The organism is Psychrobacillus sp. Z3-81 (assembly GCF_056620325.1).
Map to the genome: position 1 here is coordinate 1 of NZ_JBWQPU010000013.1, position 17,979 is coordinate 17,979.

Sequence of the window (17,979 nt, forward strand, 5' to 3'; positions counted from 1 at the left end):
TGGGATAATATCAACGATAATTCCCCTTCTTATTTTGTATTTAATGGTGGTCAAACCTTTTTAAAAATTTCACTAACTGGGGCGTTAGTTTAATAAGACAACAAAACAAACGGAACTTCCAAGCTTATGGAAGTTCCGTTTTTCTTTAAATATTTATCAACAATAAACTTTAACAGAGCCTAATCAATAAATGCAAAAGGATAATACCCATCCAAAAAGGAACAGTTTTGTCCCATCGATATTACTTCTTTAACCGATATCTCCATAGAACATTGCTTCAGCGGTGGTAACACCAGCACGCCACTTTCCTCCATGCAAAAACGTGTCCTTCCAAAATTACTACTCAGAAGGACACGCTGTTATTTTTATCTACATCATGAAATTAAAGTACAGGCTGTTTTCTTTTCATCCAAATGATCGTAATTACCCACGCAAGGAATAGGATAACCGTACCCACTATGAATGGGATATTCAAGTTGATATCAAATAGCGTCCCTGCAAGAGCAGGTCCAATCATATTTCCTAATGACATATATGCATTGTTCATCCCAGCTGCAAAGCCCTGTCCGTCACCTGCAAGCTTTGAGACCGCAGTGTTAACGGCTGGACGAATTAACGTAGTGGCAGTAGAGAAAATCGTTGCTACTAGTAGAATTAGCCAGAAATTGTCGATTAGGAAGAAGAAAAGTAACGAAAAGGAAGCAACTAATAAGTTGTATAAAATCACATTTAGCTCACCAAATCGTTTAAATAATCTATCCACGATGAAGGTTTGGATGATTACCCCTACAAAACCACCTACTGTTAAAATTACGGCAATGCGCTGCGGAGTGTAGTCATATTTGTGATCTACATACATAGAGAAGGTAGCTTGGAAATTTGCGATTCCAAATGAAAATACAAATATGATAATCAGCATAATAAAGTATGGTGTGTGTACGGACTGCTTCATTTGAGAAAGTATATTATTTTGAGCCTTCCCTGTTACAGGTGGTACTATTGGATTTTTAACATCCGGTAAGACAAAGAAGGACAAAATCGATGAAAGTAGAGCTGCAAGTGCTGCTACATAGAATGGAAAGGTTAAACTAACTCCTGCTAAAAAACCACCGAGAGCAGGTCCAATCATAAAACCTAATGACATGGATGCACCTAGCAATCCCATTCCTTTTCCGCGATCATCTATGCTTGTTATATCTGCTACAAATGCCATGGTAGCTGGTACTAAGAAGGCTCCACCTATCCCGCTAAGAAAACGTGCAGCATAGAGCATCCATTCGTGGGTTGCCATTCCAAACCAAAACTGCGACAAGCAGAAAATAGCAAGACCGATCATAATGAGTTTTTTTCGACCAATTTTATCAGACAGTTCTCCAGCTAGGGGAGAGAATATAAATTGTCCTAATGCAAAACAGGCAATGATAAACCCTAATGCCTGGCCGCCTATCCCGAATGTTTCTAGGTAGGATGGCATTACTGGTATAACTAATCCAATACCGGACATAGCTATAAACATATTAAACATTAAAATATATAGAGCAAATTTATTCTGCTTTGTTTCCATGTTGATTCCTGCTTCCTTCATTCTATATTGTTTATTTCTTATAGCAGCTCTCCATATGACGAAACGGAGTAGCCTGTTAACTATCTATTTATAGTGAACCAACCGAATCTATCCTATACTATCTATCCTCTTTGGTTCCCAATAAAACATAATACTACATTTAAAGATAATAACATATTTGCTACCGAATAAAAACTTTCGAGACACGAAAATAATTTTTTTCGAAAAAAACTGTGGTTGAGCATAAGCTCGACCACAGAGTTAAATAGAACCCATCTTAAATTTTAAAAATAATTCGTTATAAACACCTAACATTTCTAACCCAAGGTTATTATAAACCTCTAAGTTTTCACGTGCTTCAACTGGTGGATAAAAGCGTTCGTCTGTTACTACTTCTTCATCTAATAGCTCCATTGCACCGGAGTTCGGAGTAGAGTAGCCTACATAATCGGCGTTTTGAGCAGCTACTTCGGCATCTAGCATAAAGTTGATAAATGCATGTGCACCTTCCACGTTGGCAGCTGTTTTTGGGATAACCATGTTATCGAACCATAGATTAGAGCCTTCTTCTGGAACAGCAAAATCTAAGTCTTCATTTTCCCACATCATATCTGCCGCTTGTCCAGAAAATGTGACTGCGACAGCAGCTTCTTCATTAATCATCAGCTGTGTTACCTCGTCTCCAATAATCGCTTTTACGTTAGGAGTTAGTTTGTTTAGCTTTTCAAGTGCCTCATTCAGCTCTGCTTCATTTGTTGAGTTGAGTGAATAACCAAGACTATTTAAGCCCATGCCAATGATCTCGCGTGCTCCATCCACAAGTAACACTTGACCTTCTAGAGAAGGGTCCCAAAGTGAATCCCAGGAGTCAAACGTTTGTCCCTCTAATAGGGTAGGGTTATATACAACTCCAACCGTCCCCCAGAAATAAGGGATAGAATATTGGTTCTTTGGATCAAAGGATAGATCTAGGAAGTACGGGTCAATGTTTTCTAAGTTTGGCAAAAGAGAATGATCAATAGGAAGCAATAAATCATTTTCCTTCATTTTTTCTATCGCATACTCAGATGGAACAGCTATATCATACGCAGTACCACCTTGCTCTATCTTTGTCATCATCGCTTCATTGGAATCAAACGTTTCATAGACCACGCGGTAGCCAGTTTCCTCTTCAAATTGGTCGATCAATTCTGGGTCGATATATTCTCCCCAGTTAAAAATAGTCACCGTGTCGGTGCTGCTTCTACCAGAGCTCTGGTTTAAATAGTGGTTTACGAAAAGAAGAACCACAGAAGCAACTAGAATTGCAATCCCAGCTCTTACGATTTCCTTCATTTTCTTACCCCCATTCCAATAGGGTTTTTTCCACGTTGGCTAATAAAGTAGTAGCCAACAACTAGTGCAAGGGTAACAACGAAGATAATACCGGATAAAGCATTAATCGTTAAAGTGATCCCTGCTCTTGCCATAGAATAGATTTCCACTGACAGTGTAGAGAAGCCATTTCCTGTTACAAAGAAGGTAACCGCAAAATCATCTAATGAATATGTTAGTGCTAAGAAAAATCCTGCAAAAATTCCTGGTTTGATAAATGGAATGATAACTCTTGTAAGGATGTCTCTTCTTGTGGCACCTAAATCGGCTGCAGCATCAATCAGCGAGCTATTCATTTCTTGCAGCTTTGGCAATATCATTAACACAACGATTGGAATACTAAATGCAATATGGGAAATCAAAACAGAAGCAAAGCCTAGCTTCACACCAATCGTTGTAAATAAAATCAAGAAAGATGCCCCAATTACTACGTCCGGGCTTACAATCAATACGTTATTCAAGGACAAGATAGAATTACGTAAGGATTTGTTTCGTATATAGACAATCCCTAAAGCTCCAAATAGCCCTATAACGGTAGAGAAAAGTGCTGATAGCAATGCGACAATCACCGTATTGATTAAAATCATAATAAGTCTGGTATCAGAGAAGACCGCACCATAATGCTCAAGCGTAAAGGATTCAAAGTTATTCATTCCTCCGCCACTGTTGAACGAATAGAAAATTAAATAAAAGATAGGGGTGTATAAAATAATAAAGACGATCGCTAAATAAATCTTAGCGGAAAGCTTAGTTTTTTCCATTTGGCATAACCCCCTTCTCTCTTTGACCAGTAATCGCCATGACGATGACCATGAAAATGATTAAGAAAACAGCGATTGTTGACCCCATTCCCCAGTTTTGGGTAACTAGGAATTGCTGTTCAATAGCTGTACCTAGTGTAATTACTTTGTTTCCTGCGATTAATCGAGTAATCATAAATAAAGATAGGGAAGGGATAAAGACCGCTTGAATTCCCGCTTTCACTCCATTAATCGTCAGTGGGAAAATTACCTTGGAAAAGGTAGTCCAGCTTGAAGCTCCTAAATCTCTACTTGCATCGATAAGCGAAGGATTTAGCTTATCTAAAGAGTTGAAGATTGGAAGAATCATAAACGGAATAAAAATATAGACAGATACAAATATAAAACTAAAATCAGTAAATAAAATTTGCTGCTCTGTAATACCAAAGACACCTAAGAAGGCGTTAATTGGACCGTACAGTCCAAAAATCCCGATAAACGCATAAGTTTTTAATAATAGGTTTATCCAGGAAGGGATAATGATTAAAAGTAGCCAAAGCTGCTTATGTCTAGTTTTCGTTAACAAATAGGCAGTAGGATAAGCCACTAATAAAGAAAAAAGTGTGATTAAAAAAGCATACCAAAAGGAACTAAGCGTTAGCTTTAGATAAACAGAAGTAAAGAAGTTTTGATAGTTTTCTAAAGTAAAGTTCCCATTTAAATCAAGAAAAGAATAATAGGCAATTAAGGCGATAGGTGCAATAACAAAGATTAAAATCCAAGCGTAGTAGGGAATTAAAAACAGTCGTTTTTGCTTAGTTTGCATGGCTGTCTTCTCCATAGGATTCAAGACGCTTGTCAAATTCTTCTTCTGTTTCGTTTAAACGCATAACATGAATTGCCTCTGGGTCAAAATCTAAACCTATCATCTCACCAACTGCTGCCTTTTTAGTAGAATGTACGAGCCATTCATTGCCTTCTTCATCATAAGTAGATAACTCGTAGTGCACTCCTCTAAATAACTGCGTATCTACTTTTACTTTCATTTTTCCCTTTTCTACAGAAGTGATCTCTAAATCCTCTGGACGGATTACGATATCTACTTTTTCGTTTGGGTTTAAGCCTTGGTCCACACACTCAAACTCTTTTTGACCAATTTGCACGCGGAAGTCAGCAACCATCGTTCCAGGTACGATATTTGATTCGCCAATGAAATCTGCAACAAAACGGTTGATTGGCTCATCATAAATGTCCATAGGAGTTCCACTTTGCTCAATATTGCCGGCATTTAATACGAAAATTTCATCTGACATGGCAAGTGCCTCTTCCTGGTCATGGGTAACGAAAATGAAAGTTTTCCCTAAGCGCTGTTGAAGCTCACGAAGCTCATACTGCATTTCAGAACGAAGTTTTAAATCAAGCGCTGAGAGCGGCTCGTCCAACAAAATGATTTCAGGGTCGTTTACAATCGCTCGAGCGATGGCAACACGCTGACGCTGACCACCAGACATTTCAGAGATTTCTCTATGTTCATAGCCACTAAGGTTAACAAATTTTAATGCTTCTATTACTTTTTCCTCTATCTCTTTCTTCGGCAATTTTTTTATGCGAAGACCGAATGCCACGTTGTCGAATACATTTAGATGTGGAAAGAGGGCATAGTCTTGAAAAACGGTATTTACTTGTCTTTCATTTGCCGGCAGGTTATTAATTTTTTTGCCATTAAAATATATGTTCCCGCTTGATGGTTGCATGAAGCCAGCGATCAGGCGAAGAATGGTTGTTTTCCCACAACCAGAAGGTCCTAAAAGCGTGTAAAATTTCCCTCGCTCTAGTTCAAAGTTGACGTTATTTAATACAGTAGTATCCTCGTCATAATGTTTTGTGACATTTTCAAAACGAATAATAGGTGTATCTGACATTTTTAGCCCTCCATTTATAAATAAGAATTGGTAACAACATAAATAACCTCGGAGATTCCTTCAGCAGCGTTTTTTAATAGATGCTGCTCAGATGCCTCAAAATAGATGGACTCCCCAGCAGAAGCTAAATGCTTTTGCTTTCCAAACGTTAATTCAACGCGTCCCTTTAACACATAGATGAACGTTTGGGATAAGGAGGGCTCAAATTCCCTAAATTGTCCGCCCTTTTCAAAGGTAATCTTGACAGGCTCCATTTCATTTTCATTGGATTCCGAAATTAGCCAATTTAGTTGAAATTTCTTTTCATCGTCTACATAAACCGTCTGTTCGTGTTTTCCATAAACGATTTTTTCCTCGGAGACATCGTCATCAAAGAAATCTTTCGGCTTGGAGCCTAAAACGTTCAGTATCGAAAAAAGTGTTTCAATAGAAGGAGAGTTAAGATCTCTTTCTAGCTGAGATATAAATCCTTTGCTTAAATCAGTTCTTTCACCCAGCTCTTCTTGCGTTAACCCCTTCTTTAGACGCAATTTTTTAATTTTTTTTCCTATTTCCATACGTATTTCGTCCTTTTTTGTCTCTGTAAGAGTAATTTCTCCTAAAGCAAAGTTTATTCTAACACAACTTTAAGTTTACTTTAACAACTTTTTATAAAAAAAATAAAATAAATTATTTCGACTAATAAGGCAAAATCGTTTTCTCCTTTTTCCCTTGCATATAGTAGAGGGGATGAAGAAAAAAGGAGAGGTTGTCATGCGATTAAGAGAGTGTCTACCAGCTTTTCCTAGCTCAGCAAGCTGGATAAATAGTTACGTGGAGAAGGATGCTTTAGTAGGGACCAAACCAATCCTACTGTTTGTTTGGTCGGTTAGCTGTCCAGCCTGCGAGGGAACAGCCGCATGGGTGGAGAAACTTCAGCAAAAATATGAGGGCAGGTTCCATGTAGTAGGAGTTCATATGCCAAGAATGCAAGCGGACACGGATTTGAGGTTAATTAGAGAAAAAGCGAGTAGGTTAGGGATGACGTATCCCATTTTAGTGGATAATGATTCTTCCTATACAAGATTGCTTGGAAACCAGACAGTACCTAATTTTTATCTATTTGATAAAAAGGGAAGTTATCGTCACCGCCAATCGGGTGAAATTGGATTGCGAATATTGGAGCAGCGGTTAATTACCCTAATTAATGAAATGATGTAATATTTCTTAACGGTATATATTGGTTTGTGGTAAACTAGTGGCAAGTAGGCACTAGGGGGAAAGAACATGCGCAAGGAGTTCGTGGTAATAGGTTTGGGGCGCTTCGGTGGCAGCATCGTAAAGGAACTGATCGAGCAAGGAGCCGATGTAATGGCAATTGATATCGTATCAGAGCGAGTAGATGAATTTTCCTCTATCGCAACCCAAGCAGTCATAGCAGATACAACGGATGAAGTAGTATTAAAATCTTTGGGGATACGAAATTTTGAGCACGTCATTGTTGCAATTGGCGATGACATCCAATCGAGTATCCTAACTACGCTTATGCTAAAGGAAATTGGTGTAAAGAGGATAACTGTAAAGGCACAAAATGATTACCATGAAAAGGTTTTAAAAAAAATAGGTGCAGATCAAGTAGTCCATCCTGAAAGGGATATGGGGATACGACTTGCAAATAATATACTTTCTAATAACGTCCTAGATTACTTGGAGCTTTCAGATGAGCATTCCATTATGGAAATAAGAGTAAATGAAAAAATTGCGGGTCACTCTATTATAGACCTAGACATTCGAGCGAAATACGGTATTAACATAGTAGCAGTGAAAAGAGGGAATAACTTGATGATATCCCCGCAGGCCCAAGATGTCCTTCAATTAGATGACGTAATGATAATCATAGGAGCCGATGTGGATATTATTCGATTTGAGAAAAAGGTTTTCGCATAATGGCAATGAAAAATAATACAGAGCGAGTACGTGATCGATGGATGATCACGTACTCGCTTTTTTGTTCTGGTGTTTTATGGGTATTTTGTTAAGTCATTCTCGGTTACTCTCGGTTGGGTGGGGTTTACTCTCATTCGACGGGTTATTACTCTCGGATAGAGAAGTATTATTCTCTTTCAAAATGGTAGAAGGGCATGGCCGGTGTCCGCAGGGGATTTAGTTCCACCATTTTCGGTTACTCTCGTTTGTTGGGTTTTTACTCTCGGATAGGGGCTGGATACTCTCGGTTGGAGAAGCTTTACTCTCATTCAGCGGTTTTATTCTCGTTCGTCGGTGGTTTACTCTCAGATAGGGGAACTTTATTCTCGGTCAAAAAATGGTAGAAGGGTATGGCCAGTATCCGCAGGGGATTTTGTTAGGGCATTTTCGGTTATTCCCATTCGCCGAGGGTTTACTCTCAGATAGGGAGACTTTATTCTCGTTCAAAATGGTAGGACTAGCAATCTATTAGGACCAGACAATGAAAAAAGGGCACTTTCTTATCCGATTGGACAGAAAGTGCCTTCTTTTCAAAATTTATTAGCTATTAAAAAAGCTAAAGTTTATCAGTATTTATACTTCCATGATAATTGGTAAAATCATTGGACGACGCTTTGTTTTTTCGTATAGATAAGGACTAAGCATATCGGTGATTTCATTTTTTAGGTCAGACCATTCTAAGGACTTGTCCTGAATAGTGAAGCGTAAATGCTTGTTTAGCATTTGCTGGGCTTCATTAATCATGGTGCCTGATTCACGCATATAAACAAATCCGCGAGAGATGATGTCAGGCCCGGAGACAATTTTTTTCTTTTCCATATCTACACTTACTACAACAATTACTAAGCCTTCTTCTGAAAGGATGCGTCGGTCTCGTAAAACGATGTTTCCGATATCTCCAATTCCGCTGCCATCGATATAAATATCACCAGAAGGGATGCGGCCGGCAACATGTGCCTCGTTTGCACTTAATGCGAGGACATCACCGTTATCCATAATAAAGGTATTTTCTTCTGGAACGTCACAGTCCACTGCAAGCTCTGTATGCAGCTTCAGCATACGATATTCACCGTGGATAGGCATGAAAAACTTTGGCTTCATTAAACGAAGCATCAGCTTTTGCTCCTCTTGTGAACCATGTCCAGATGTATGCACATTGTTAAGTGAACCGTGGATTACATCTGCACCAGCTCGGAATAGAAGGTTGATCGTACGGTTGACGCTCGCTCTATTTCCTGGAATTGGAGAAGAGGAGAATACAACTGTATCACCTGGCTGGATTTGAATCTGACGGTGGGTTCCGTTGGCAATTCTAGATAATGCAGCCATAGGTTCCCCTTGACTTCCAGTACAGAGTATTAAGACTTCATTCGCTGGCAAGCGGTTAATTGCGCTTGCTTCAACGAATGTTTCTTTTGGTGCTGTGATATAGCCAAGCTCACGACCAATGGTAATATTATTGTCCATGCTTCGTCCAAACACGGCAATCTTGCGATTATGATGAACCGCTGCATCGATTACCTGTTGAAGGCGATGGATGTTAGACGCAAAGGTTGCAAAAATAATTCTTCCATCAACCTTACGGAAGATAGAGTCCATACTTTCTCCAACCTTACGTTCTGACATAGTGAAATTTGGAACCTCGGCATTGGTACTGTCTGAAAGGAGACATAGTACACCGTCTTTACCGATTTCAGCCATTTTCGTTAAGTTGGCAGGCTCTCCTACAGGTGTAAAGTCAAACTTGAAGTCACCTGTATGCACAATATTGCCAGGAGGCGTTTTGACAACTATACCAAAAGCATCTGGAATACTATGTGTAGTGCGGAAGAAGCTTACTGCCGTTTTTCTGAATTTGATGACATCATCTTCTTCAATTTCATGCATTTTGGTTTGTCTTAATAAACCATGCTCTTCTAATTTATTGCGAAGAAGCCCTAATGCGAGCTTCCCGCCATAAACTGGGATGTTGATTTGCTTCAAGAGATATGGAATTCCCCCGATATGATCTTCATGCCCATGGGTAATAAAGAGTCCTTTAATTTTATCTACATTTTTTACTAGGTATGTGTAGTCTGGAATAACATAATCAATACCCAGTAATTCATCCTCTGGAAACTTAATTCCTGCGTCAATCAAGATAATCTCATCTTGAAATTGAACGCCGTACGTGTTTTTGCCGATTTCGCCTAGTCCGCCAAGCGCGAAAACAGCTGTTTGATCGTTTTTAACAAATTTCATAGACTATTCATTCACAATCTGAAAATTTGGACTTGCTTGTTCGAACTCTAAATGTTTACCTTCAAGCAGTTGGATGAACTCGATGTTATAGTTTCGATCCTTCAGAATTGCACGGACTTCTCTTTCTGATTCTGCCTTAACGTATAAGCTCTTGGTATTTTCTCGAACTGGCACCTGATTAGCGTTTTCTTGATACAATACTTTGTAAATCATTTGTATACTCTCCTTTTTCACGTTCAAATATATCAATTCTCTTTATAATATCATGCCATTTCCCTAAAATAAAGAAAAGCCCTTCAATTTTTGAAGGGCAGCCCATTTAAGCGATCGTTTTTTGTCTGAGTATTCCGCCGAGTCGTCGCAACAGTTTCTTTTTTAAGCGTTTCAACATGGCTATTCACTCCTTAATGTTATTATATAAAAAAAACTAGAGTGTGTAAAGTATTTTTACAGAAAAGTCAAATAATTTACAGGGGAGTTTTTTATTTATGGTCAAAAAAGTACTGATTTATGATATAGATGGTACCATCTTGGATAACGAGAAGAAAATACCAGCTGGTGTAGAGGATGCATTTGAAACCGCTAGACACAACGGTCATGAGATTGTTATTGCTACTGGAAGAGCTCCTTTTACCGCAAAAAAAATTTTCGAACAACTCAAGATTGAATCATATATATGCTATAATGGACAAATTGTTCAATTCAAAAATAAAACCATTCATAAAGGGACTTTGAGTAAGGAGGTTTTAGGGAGATTAACGGAGTTTGCAACGAATCGTAACGAGCCGCTTGTTTATATGGACATGCATGAAATGGTGTCCAACCAGCCTAGTCATGAGCATGTAATTAACAGTATTTCCACGTTGAAAATTGGTTTTCCTCGCCATGGAGAAGATTTTTATTTAACTAATGATATTCATCAAGCACTTATTTTTTGTGATTTAGATACCCAAAAGGAATATGAAAAAGCCTTTCCAGAGCTATCCTTTGTCAGATGGCATAAGCATTCCTGTGATGTTCTTCCGAAAGGCGTATCCAAGGCAGTGGGAATAGAACTATTACTTAAGCATCTTGAAAAGGGTGTGGAGGATGCCATTGCCTTTGGAGATGGGCTTAATGACCGGGAAATGCTTCAATATGTAGGAACTGGGGTAGCTATGGGTAATTGTGTAGAGGAGCTAAGAAGCATCGCGGACATTGTGACAGATACAGTAGACGACAATGGTCTGGTTAATGCGATGAAACAGCTAAGATTAATTTAAAGGAGCACTTTCATGTTAGAGTCGAAGAAAAAATTTGTACTTGTCTACGGAGATGCGTTCGTGGATTATATAGCAGAAGATCATCATAACAGAACCTTTGAGAAGTTCTTAGGTGGCGCCACTTTGAATGTCGCTGCCGGAATCGCAAGACTAGGTGGAGACGTCTCCTTCATTACAATTACAGGGGATGATGAGACCTCGGTATTTGTTCGCAAAGAGCTGGAGAATGAAGGTGTTGATCTATCCTTCAGTCAATTTGTGCCAGAAAAACGTGTTAGTGGAGTTTATGTGCATTTAACGCCTGAAAATGATCGAATCTTTCACACTTATATAGATGAAACTCCTGATTTACAAGTGGGGTTTATGAATATTAATCAGGCTGCCTTTCAGCAGGCCTCCGTTTTTCACTTTTGCTCCGGGACACTTTTCCATCCAACAGCAAGAGTAACTACGAGGAATATAGTGGAAGAAATAAAGTCCAATAATGGCCTATTGTCCTTTGATGTAAACGTTCGCCCGTTAAGATGGGAGAGCGAGGAGCTTTGTAGAGAAACAATTCTTTATTTCATGCAACAAGTTGATATCTTGAAGATGACAGATGAGGAGCTTTTCTTCCTAACGAAAACAACGAATAGAGAGGATGGATTAATGGCATTGATGCCATATAATATTCCTGTCATTTTGTTGACGTTAGGAGCAGAGGGCACACTTGCCGTAATTGGTGGAGAAAGGTACCACATTCCGGTTGAAAAGATAGAAGTGGTAGATACCACTGGAGCAGGGGATGCTTTTATGGCTGGAGTATTAACAAGAATCCAACAAGAAGGTATTCCGCAAACGATGGAGCAATGGCTTCGATACATTTCATTTGGCAATTCGATGGGGGCTATGTGTGCAACTAGAATGGGTGCACTTTCGGCAATGCCTAGGTTAGCTGATATCGTCTCCGTATAAAAACAAGAGGATCGAAATAGATCCTCTTGTTTTTTTTGTCCAAGCCCGTTGTAGAAGGATTATTCAGTGTGTTTTACTTTTCAAGTATAGAGGCTTTGCTCGGTATTCTGGTATACATATAAAATTCTTCCGATATCTGTTAAGTTAGGTGGAACTTTTATCATCCCTCCCCGTAAAATTAGTACGGCTATTCAACGATGGGAAGTCGATTGATTTAGATAAGTATGACAGTCTAAGGAGAGAGGGACTTGAAGCAGTATTTCTTTCGAGAGGTTGTGTATATTGACAGAGGTAAAGCGTTTGAGGTGGTAAACGAAGAACAAGAGTGTGTAGGCTTTATTGGAGAAGCAGACATCCTGGATTGTGAAAAAGAACATACTTTTTCCTTTACATCTAATAAAGGGAATAAGGTGTCCATGGGAATTAAAAAAAGAGGCTTTTATAATTTTCTGAGTGCTAGATATTTGATAGAAGTAGGGGGGAAAAACTACTTTTTAAAAGATAAGACTGGAAGCAGTTTGCTTTACTTTTGTGTCGTAGGAGAAATAGAAGGAGAAAAGTTACTAGTGGAAGAAAATTGGAATAAGGATGTCGAGGTAAAAATCCATGGAAGACAGATTGCTGCTATAAAAAAGGAAAATTTTTCGCTTAAACCAATCTTTCTTATAGATGAATTGCTCGACGAGTCATCTCCCCTTTTTGCCATAATCATTTTGATGTACTTTATGTATAAGATATACAATAAAGAGACAGCGTTTATCGAAATGCTTTTTTTAAATTAGAAAGAAGCTATCATCTCTGTAACCATTGAGAAACTAAAAGAAGGTGTCTTTATCGTTTTTCTTTCTAAGTAAATTAAAAAGAATAAAAACCCTCCGAGGAGGGTTTTTAGGATCTGTTATATGGAGTTGCATCTGGTATTTCAGCATAAGGGTTTTCTTTATTTATATGATCGTAAAACATGATTCCGTTTAAATGGTCTAGCTCATGCTGAAATGCAATAGCTGGTAATCCCTTTAAGCGTTTTTTAAATGGCGTGCCATCTGGGTAAAAGCCGGTAGCGGTAATTCTCGCATAACGAGGTACATAGCCTTCGATTACCTCGTCAACGGAAAGACATCCTTCGCCGGAGGTAATATAGGTTTTTTCTACAGAGTGACTGATTATTTTAGGATTGACTGCTACAAAGCTTACTAGTTCGTCATTTTCATCGGTTAAATGGAGAGCGAACATTCTTTTCTCTTGATTGACCTGTGGAGCAGCAAGTCCGATTCCCGCTCGTAGGTTATATTTGCTGGCAATTTCTTCGTCCTGACTATTTTTTACATACTCTAGAAGGTCGTTTGCCAGCTTAATATCATCCTCAGACAATGGAAATGTCATCTCGGCTGTTTTTTTACGTAAGGTTGGGTGACCGTCTCGGATAATATCTTTCATTAAAATCATTTCAATCGTCCTTTCCGTTTTCATATATATATTATAACGAAAGTTACACGTAAGCTAAACAAAAAGAGCATATGGTTCAGTTGAATTTCCATCTCATAACTATTATAGTTTAAAAGGAAGATAGGAGGTTGAGCAATGAAACTAGTGAGATATATTTTCCCCTTCTGCATGCTATTACTCCTTTCTGCGTGTTCCTTTGGTGATACAACGGAACAAAAGCTTTCTAATATCCTTTCAGATATTTATGAATTAGAAAGTGATTATCGTGATGTGCAAGCAGACTTAGCAGAAACTGAAATAAAAGAGCAAACAAATTTTCAAAGAATGATGGAGCTTACACAAGATCAACAGGATGAGCTTGCTGTCCAGGTGGAAGATACTGCTAAAATATTGGAAGAACGCATAGCTCTAGTGGAAAAAGAAAAAACTTCCATAGAAGCTGCGAAGGAAAAGATGGAAGAATTAACTTCCCTTGTTGCTGATACAGAAGACGAAGTAGAAAAAGAAGGTATCAAAAAAGTACAAAATGCCTTAAAAAATCGTTATGAAGCTTATGATAAACTAATCGGTGAATATGATGCTCTAACAGCTTTACAAGGCGACTTGTATAATATGTTACTTGATGAAGAGGCTAATATTGGGACAATACAAGACCAGGTAGAACAGGTAAATAAGCAAAATGAGGTTGTTCAACAAGCTGTTGATCATTTTAATGAGCTAACTGCTAGTTTAAATGATGTAAAGCGAGAAGCTTTTACTGTCCTACAAGATGAATAGTTTTCTGAAAAGGTGGTACTTTAATAGTACTGCTTTTTTTATTCTCCTGATATATTACAGGAAGAAAAAAGAACTATAACAGCTAAATATATTTCTAATTTTCTAATAAAAAAATATTAGGATTCTAGATGATTGACCCTTCATTTATTCTTAAGTATACTAAGGTGGAAATGAAGTTGTATTACTCGGTTCGTGAAAACATTTTAATACAGAACAAAAGGAGAGTTGCTAAATGGCATCTAAAAAGGCATCGAAGTTTGATCCTATGAAAACGCTTCAAGAGATTGAAGAAAAATTTGAAATGTTCCAGATCTTGAATGAAGAAGGAGAAATTGTAAACAAGGAAGCAGACCCTAAATTATCAGATGAAGATTTAGTGGAATTAATGACGCGCATGGTTTACACAAGAATCTTAGACCAACGTTCTATTTCGCTTAACCGTCAAGGACGTTTAGGATTCTACGCACCAACAGCGGGACAAGAAGCTTCACAGCTTGCTTCACATTTCGCATGTGAAAAAGAGGATTTCATCTTACCTGGTTATCGTGATGTACCTCAGATTGTGTGGCACGGATTACCTTTATGGCAAGCGTTCCTTTTCTCACGTGGTCACTTTATGGGGAACCAAATACCTGAAGGTGTAAACGTTTTCCCTCCACAAATTATCATTGGTGCACAATATATCCAAGCGGCTGGTGTCGCAATGGGAATGCAAAAACGTGGCAAGAAATCAATTGCTATCACGTACACAGGTGATGGTGGGTCATCACAAGGGGACTTCTATGAAGGAATCAACTTCGCTGGAGCATACCGCTTGCCAGCTGTATTTATTGTACAAAACAACCAGTATGCTATTTCTACACCGAGAGAACTTCAAACTGCTGCAAAAACGATTGCTCAAAAGGGTATAGCTGCAGGTATTCCAAGTATATTAGTTGATGGAATGGACCCGCTAGCTGTTTATGTAGCAACAAGAGATGCTAGAGAAAGAGCAGTGAACGGAGAAGGTCCAAGTCTAATTGAAACGCTTTGTTACCGTTATGGACCGCATACAATGGCAGGTGACGATCCTACTCGTTACCGTACATCTGAAACAGACTCTGCATGGGAGAAAAAAGACCCGATTGTTCGCTTCCGTAAATATCTAGAAGCAAAAGGTATTTGGAGTGAAGAAAAAGAGAATGAAGTAATCGAACGTGCAAAAGAGGAAATTAAAGATGCGATTAAAAAAGCAGACGCTGCACCAAAACAAAAAGTAACAGACTTAATGAAGATTATGTATGAAGAAAATCCATATAACTTAGAAGAGCAATTAGCTTACTATACAGAGAAGGAGTCGAAGTAACCGATGGCACAAATGACAATGATTCAAGCAATAACGGATGCACTTCGTTGTGAGCTTAAAAACGATGAAAATGTGTTAGTCTTCGGCGAAGACGTTGGTAATAATGGTGGGGTATTCCGTGCTACGGAAGGACTTCAAAAAGAGTTTGGAGAGGACAGAGTATTTGATACTCCGTTAGCTGAGTCTGGAATTGGTGGACTAGCTGTTGGGTTATCACTTCAAGGCTTCCGTCCAGTGCCTGAAATTCAGTTCTTTGGATTTGTCTATGAGGTAATGGATTCGATCAGCGGCCAATTGGCTCGTATGCGCTTCCGTACAGGAGGAGCATTCAATGCTCCAGTAACTATTCGTTCTCCATTTGGTGGGGGCGTACATACACCAGAAATGCATGCAGATAGCTTAGAGTTACTTATGACATCTAGCCCAGGTGTGAAGGTAGTAATCCCATCTACTCCATACGATGCAAAAGGATTACTAATTGCTTCTATTAGAGATAACGACCCTGTTGTTTTCTTAGAGCATATGAAATTGTATCGTTCTTTCCGTGGAGAAGTGCCAGAAGAGTCTTATACAATTCCACTTGGAAAAGCAGATGTGAAGCGTGAAGGAAAAGACTTAACAATCATTGCATATGGTGCGATGGTACATGAAAGCTTAAAAGCTGCAGAAGAGCTTGAAAAAGAAGGATATTCTGTAGAGGTAATTGACTTACGTACGGTTCAGCCTCTAGATATTGAAACAATTATCAGCTCTGTAGAAAAAACAAATCGTGCGATTGTTGTACAAGAAGCACAAAAACAAGCTGGTATTGCTGCAAACGTAGTTGCAGAAATCACTGAAAGAGCTATTTTAAGCTTAGAAGCTCCTGTGCTTCGAGTAACAGCGCCAGATACTGTATATCCATTCTCGCAAGCGGAAACAGTATGGCTTCCAAACTCTAAGGACATAATGGAAACAGCTAAGAAAGTGTTAACGTTCTAATATAATTTTTACTATTTACTATAGAGAGGATGAGGACTTTGTCATTTGAGTTTCGTTTACCTGACATCGGAGAAGGTATACATGAAGGAGAAATTGTTAAGTGGTTTGTAAAACCAGGCGATGAAGTAGAAGAGGACGATATTTTATGTGAAGTACAAAACGACAAGGCAGTCGTTGAAATTCCTTCTCCTGTAAAAGGGAAAGTAACAGATGTACTAGTAGAAGAAGGTACGGTTGCTGTTGTAGGAGATGTACTAGTAAAGCTCGACGCTCCTGGCTATGAGGATCTTCAGTTTAAAGGAGACCATGGTGGGGAAAAGAAAACAGAGGAGCAAGTTCAAGCTACTTATGAAAGTGGTCAAAACTTGGAGAAGGAGTCAGTAGAGACTTCTAACAATAACAATCAAGAGGCACCAGTAGCAGAGGCTGGAAAGACACCGGTAGGTATTGCTCCAGTCAAAGAAGAAGCAAGTGCTAATAATCGAATTATTGCAATGCCTTCTGTTCGTAAATATGCACGTGAAAACGGTGTGGACATTCTAAAAGTTACTGGAACTGGTAACAATGGTCGTATTTTAAAAGAAGATATTGATGCGTTCCTATCTGGTGATCAGCCATCTGCTGCAGCTGCTTCTACTGAAGTAGAGGAAGCAAACACTACAACAGAAGAAACAACAACAGCACCAGTTGCTTTAGAGGGCGACTTCCCAGAAACAAGAGAAAAGCTTTCTCCAATGCGTAAAGCGATTGCGAAAGCAATGGTTAACTCGAAGCATACTGCTCCGCACGTTACGCTAATGGATGAAGTAGATGTAACAGAGCTAGTTGCTCATCGTAAAAAATTCAAGGATATCGCAGCTGAGAAAAACATTAAGCTAACTTATTTACCATATGTGGTAAAAGCATTAGTAAGCACGCTTCGTGAATATCCATTATTAAATACGTCATATGACGATGAAACAAATGAAGTTGTTCAAAAGCATTATTATAATATCGGTATTGCAGCTGACACAGAAAAAGGTCTTTTAGTTCCAGTGATTAAGCATGCAGATCGTAAATCTGTCTTTGCCATCTCTGATGAAATTAATACCCTAGCTACTAAGGCTAGAGAAGGTAAGCTATCTCCTGCAGAAATGAAAGGAGCTTCCTGCTCTATCACGAATATTGGTTCTGCTGGAGGTCAGTGGTTCACACCAGTTATTAATCACCCAGAGGTAGCAATACTCGGAATTGGTCGAATTTCAGAAAAACCTGTAATAAAAAATAGTGAAATTGTAGCGGCTCCTGTGTTAGCATTATCTTTGAGCTTCGATCATCGTATGATCGATGGAGCGACTGCACAGCATGCGTTAAATCATTTGAAACGTTTACTAAGCAGTCCAGAATTATTATTAATGGAGGCGTAAAA

At 38.7% G+C, this 17,979-nt stretch carries 18 protein-coding genes; 9 read left to right on the forward strand and 9 right to left on the reverse strand.

The genetic code is table 11. From position 1 onward, the window contains the following. Positions 1-382 precede the first annotated feature (382 nt). The 6 genes from AC1ECF_RS13600 to AC1ECF_RS13625 form a co-directional block, all read right to left on the reverse strand. Entirely contained in the window at positions 383-1,564 is a 1,182-nt protein-coding gene (locus AC1ECF_RS13600) for an MFS transporter (RefSeq protein WP_480389975.1), read from the reverse strand. A gap of 261 nt (positions 1,565-1,825) precedes the next feature. Then, the gene (locus tag AC1ECF_RS13605; RefSeq protein WP_480389976.1) at positions 1,826-2,899 is read right to left on the reverse strand and encodes an ABC transporter substrate-binding protein; all 1,074 of its coding nucleotides are present in this window, start codon (positions 2,897-2,899) and stop codon (positions 1,826-1,828) included. After that, the gene (locus AC1ECF_RS13610) at positions 2,896-3,699 is read right to left on the reverse strand and encodes an ABC transporter permease (protein ID WP_480389977.1); all 804 of its coding nucleotides are present in this window, start codon (positions 3,697-3,699) and stop codon (positions 2,896-2,898) included. Before AC1ECF_RS13610 ends, AC1ECF_RS13605 begins: the two co-directional genes overlap by 4 nt. After that, a complete protein-coding gene (locus tag AC1ECF_RS13615; protein ID WP_480389978.1) occupies positions 3,686-4,504 on the reverse strand; it encodes an ABC transporter permease in 819 nt (272 codons plus the stop codon). Before AC1ECF_RS13615 ends, AC1ECF_RS13610 begins: the two co-directional genes overlap by 14 nt. After that, a complete protein-coding gene (locus tag AC1ECF_RS13620; RefSeq protein ID WP_480389979.1) occupies positions 4,494-5,600 on the reverse strand; it encodes an ABC transporter ATP-binding protein in 1,107 nt (368 codons plus the stop codon). Before AC1ECF_RS13620 ends, AC1ECF_RS13615 begins: the two co-directional genes overlap by 11 nt. A gap of 14 nt (positions 5,601-5,614) precedes the next feature. Further along, complete coding sequence (locus tag AC1ECF_RS13625) at positions 5,615-6,157, reverse strand: helix-turn-helix domain-containing protein (protein WP_480389980.1); 543 nt, start codon at positions 6,155-6,157, stop codon at positions 5,615-5,617. 196 nt (positions 6,158-6,353) lie between these two features. Between AC1ECF_RS13625 and AC1ECF_RS13630 the strand changes: the two genes are divergently transcribed. Then, positions 6,354-6,800, forward strand: a complete 447-nt coding sequence (locus AC1ECF_RS13630; RefSeq protein WP_480389981.1) for a TlpA family protein disulfide reductase — start codon at positions 6,354-6,356, stop codon at positions 6,798-6,800. Positions 6,801-6,866: 66 nt separating this feature from the next. Then, complete coding sequence (locus AC1ECF_RS13635; RefSeq protein ID WP_480389982.1) at positions 6,867-7,526, forward strand: potassium channel family protein; 660 nt, start codon at positions 6,867-6,869, stop codon at positions 7,524-7,526. A 612-nt stretch (positions 7,527-8,138) separates the two neighbouring features. Here the strand turns inward: AC1ECF_RS13635 and rnjA are convergent. Then, positions 8,139-9,806 carry a ribonuclease J1 gene (rnjA, locus tag AC1ECF_RS13640; RefSeq protein ID WP_480389983.1) on the reverse strand — a complete coding sequence of 556 codons (1,668 nt, stop codon included), beginning with the start codon at positions 9,804-9,806 and terminating at the stop codon, positions 8,139-8,141. Positions 9,807-9,809: 3 nt separating this feature from the next. Further along, positions 9,810-10,019, reverse strand: coding sequence for a DNA-dependent RNA polymerase subunit epsilon (locus AC1ECF_RS13645; RefSeq protein ID WP_480389984.1), 210 nt, complete (start codon positions 10,017-10,019; stop codon positions 9,810-9,812). A gap of 275 nt (positions 10,020-10,294) precedes the next feature. Between AC1ECF_RS13645 and AC1ECF_RS13650 the strand changes: the two genes are divergently transcribed. From AC1ECF_RS13650 to AC1ECF_RS13660, 3 genes are all read left to right on the forward strand, one after another. Further along, a complete protein-coding gene (locus tag AC1ECF_RS13650; RefSeq protein WP_480389985.1) occupies positions 10,295-11,068 on the forward strand; it encodes a Cof-type HAD-IIB family hydrolase in 774 nt (257 codons plus the stop codon). Between the two features lie 12 nt (positions 11,069-11,080). Then, the gene (locus tag AC1ECF_RS13655) at positions 11,081-12,022 is read left to right on the forward strand and encodes a carbohydrate kinase family protein (protein ID WP_480389986.1); all 942 of its coding nucleotides are present in this window, start codon (positions 11,081-11,083) and stop codon (positions 12,020-12,022) included. 248 nt (positions 12,023-12,270) lie between these two features. Next, on the forward strand, positions 12,271-12,804 hold the full coding sequence (locus AC1ECF_RS13660) for a hypothetical protein (RefSeq protein ID WP_480389987.1): 534 nt from the start codon (positions 12,271-12,273) through the stop codon (positions 12,802-12,804). 106 nt (positions 12,805-12,910) lie between these two features. Here AC1ECF_RS13660 and def read toward each other — a convergent pair whose 3' ends face one another. Further along, positions 12,911-13,468, reverse strand: coding sequence for a peptide deformylase (gene def / locus AC1ECF_RS13665; RefSeq protein WP_480389988.1), 558 nt, complete (start codon positions 13,466-13,468; stop codon positions 12,911-12,913). Between the two features lie 135 nt (positions 13,469-13,603). Here def and AC1ECF_RS13670 point away from each other — a divergent pair, with 135 nt between their 5' ends. The 4 genes from AC1ECF_RS13670 (at position 13,604) to AC1ECF_RS13685 (ending at position 17,977) form a co-directional block, all read left to right on the forward strand. After that, on the forward strand, positions 13,604-14,245 hold the full coding sequence (locus AC1ECF_RS13670; protein ID WP_480389989.1) for a YkyA family protein: 642 nt from the start codon (positions 13,604-13,606) through the stop codon (positions 14,243-14,245). Between the two features lie 232 nt (positions 14,246-14,477). Then, positions 14,478-15,590 carry a pyruvate dehydrogenase (acetyl-transferring) E1 component subunit alpha gene (gene pdhA, locus AC1ECF_RS13675; RefSeq protein WP_480389990.1) on the forward strand — a complete coding sequence of 371 codons (1,113 nt, stop codon included), beginning with the start codon at positions 14,478-14,480 and terminating at the stop codon, positions 15,588-15,590. A gap of 3 nt (positions 15,591-15,593) precedes the next feature. Then, entirely contained in the window at positions 15,594-16,571 is a 978-nt protein-coding gene (locus AC1ECF_RS13680; RefSeq protein ID WP_480389991.1) for an alpha-ketoacid dehydrogenase subunit beta, read from the forward strand. A gap of 38 nt (positions 16,572-16,609) precedes the next feature. Beyond that, the gene (locus tag AC1ECF_RS13685) at positions 16,610-17,977 is read left to right on the forward strand and encodes a dihydrolipoamide acetyltransferase family protein (RefSeq protein ID WP_480389992.1); all 1,368 of its coding nucleotides are present in this window, start codon (positions 16,610-16,612) and stop codon (positions 17,975-17,977) included. The last annotated feature ends 2 nt before the right edge of the window (positions 17,978-17,979 follow it).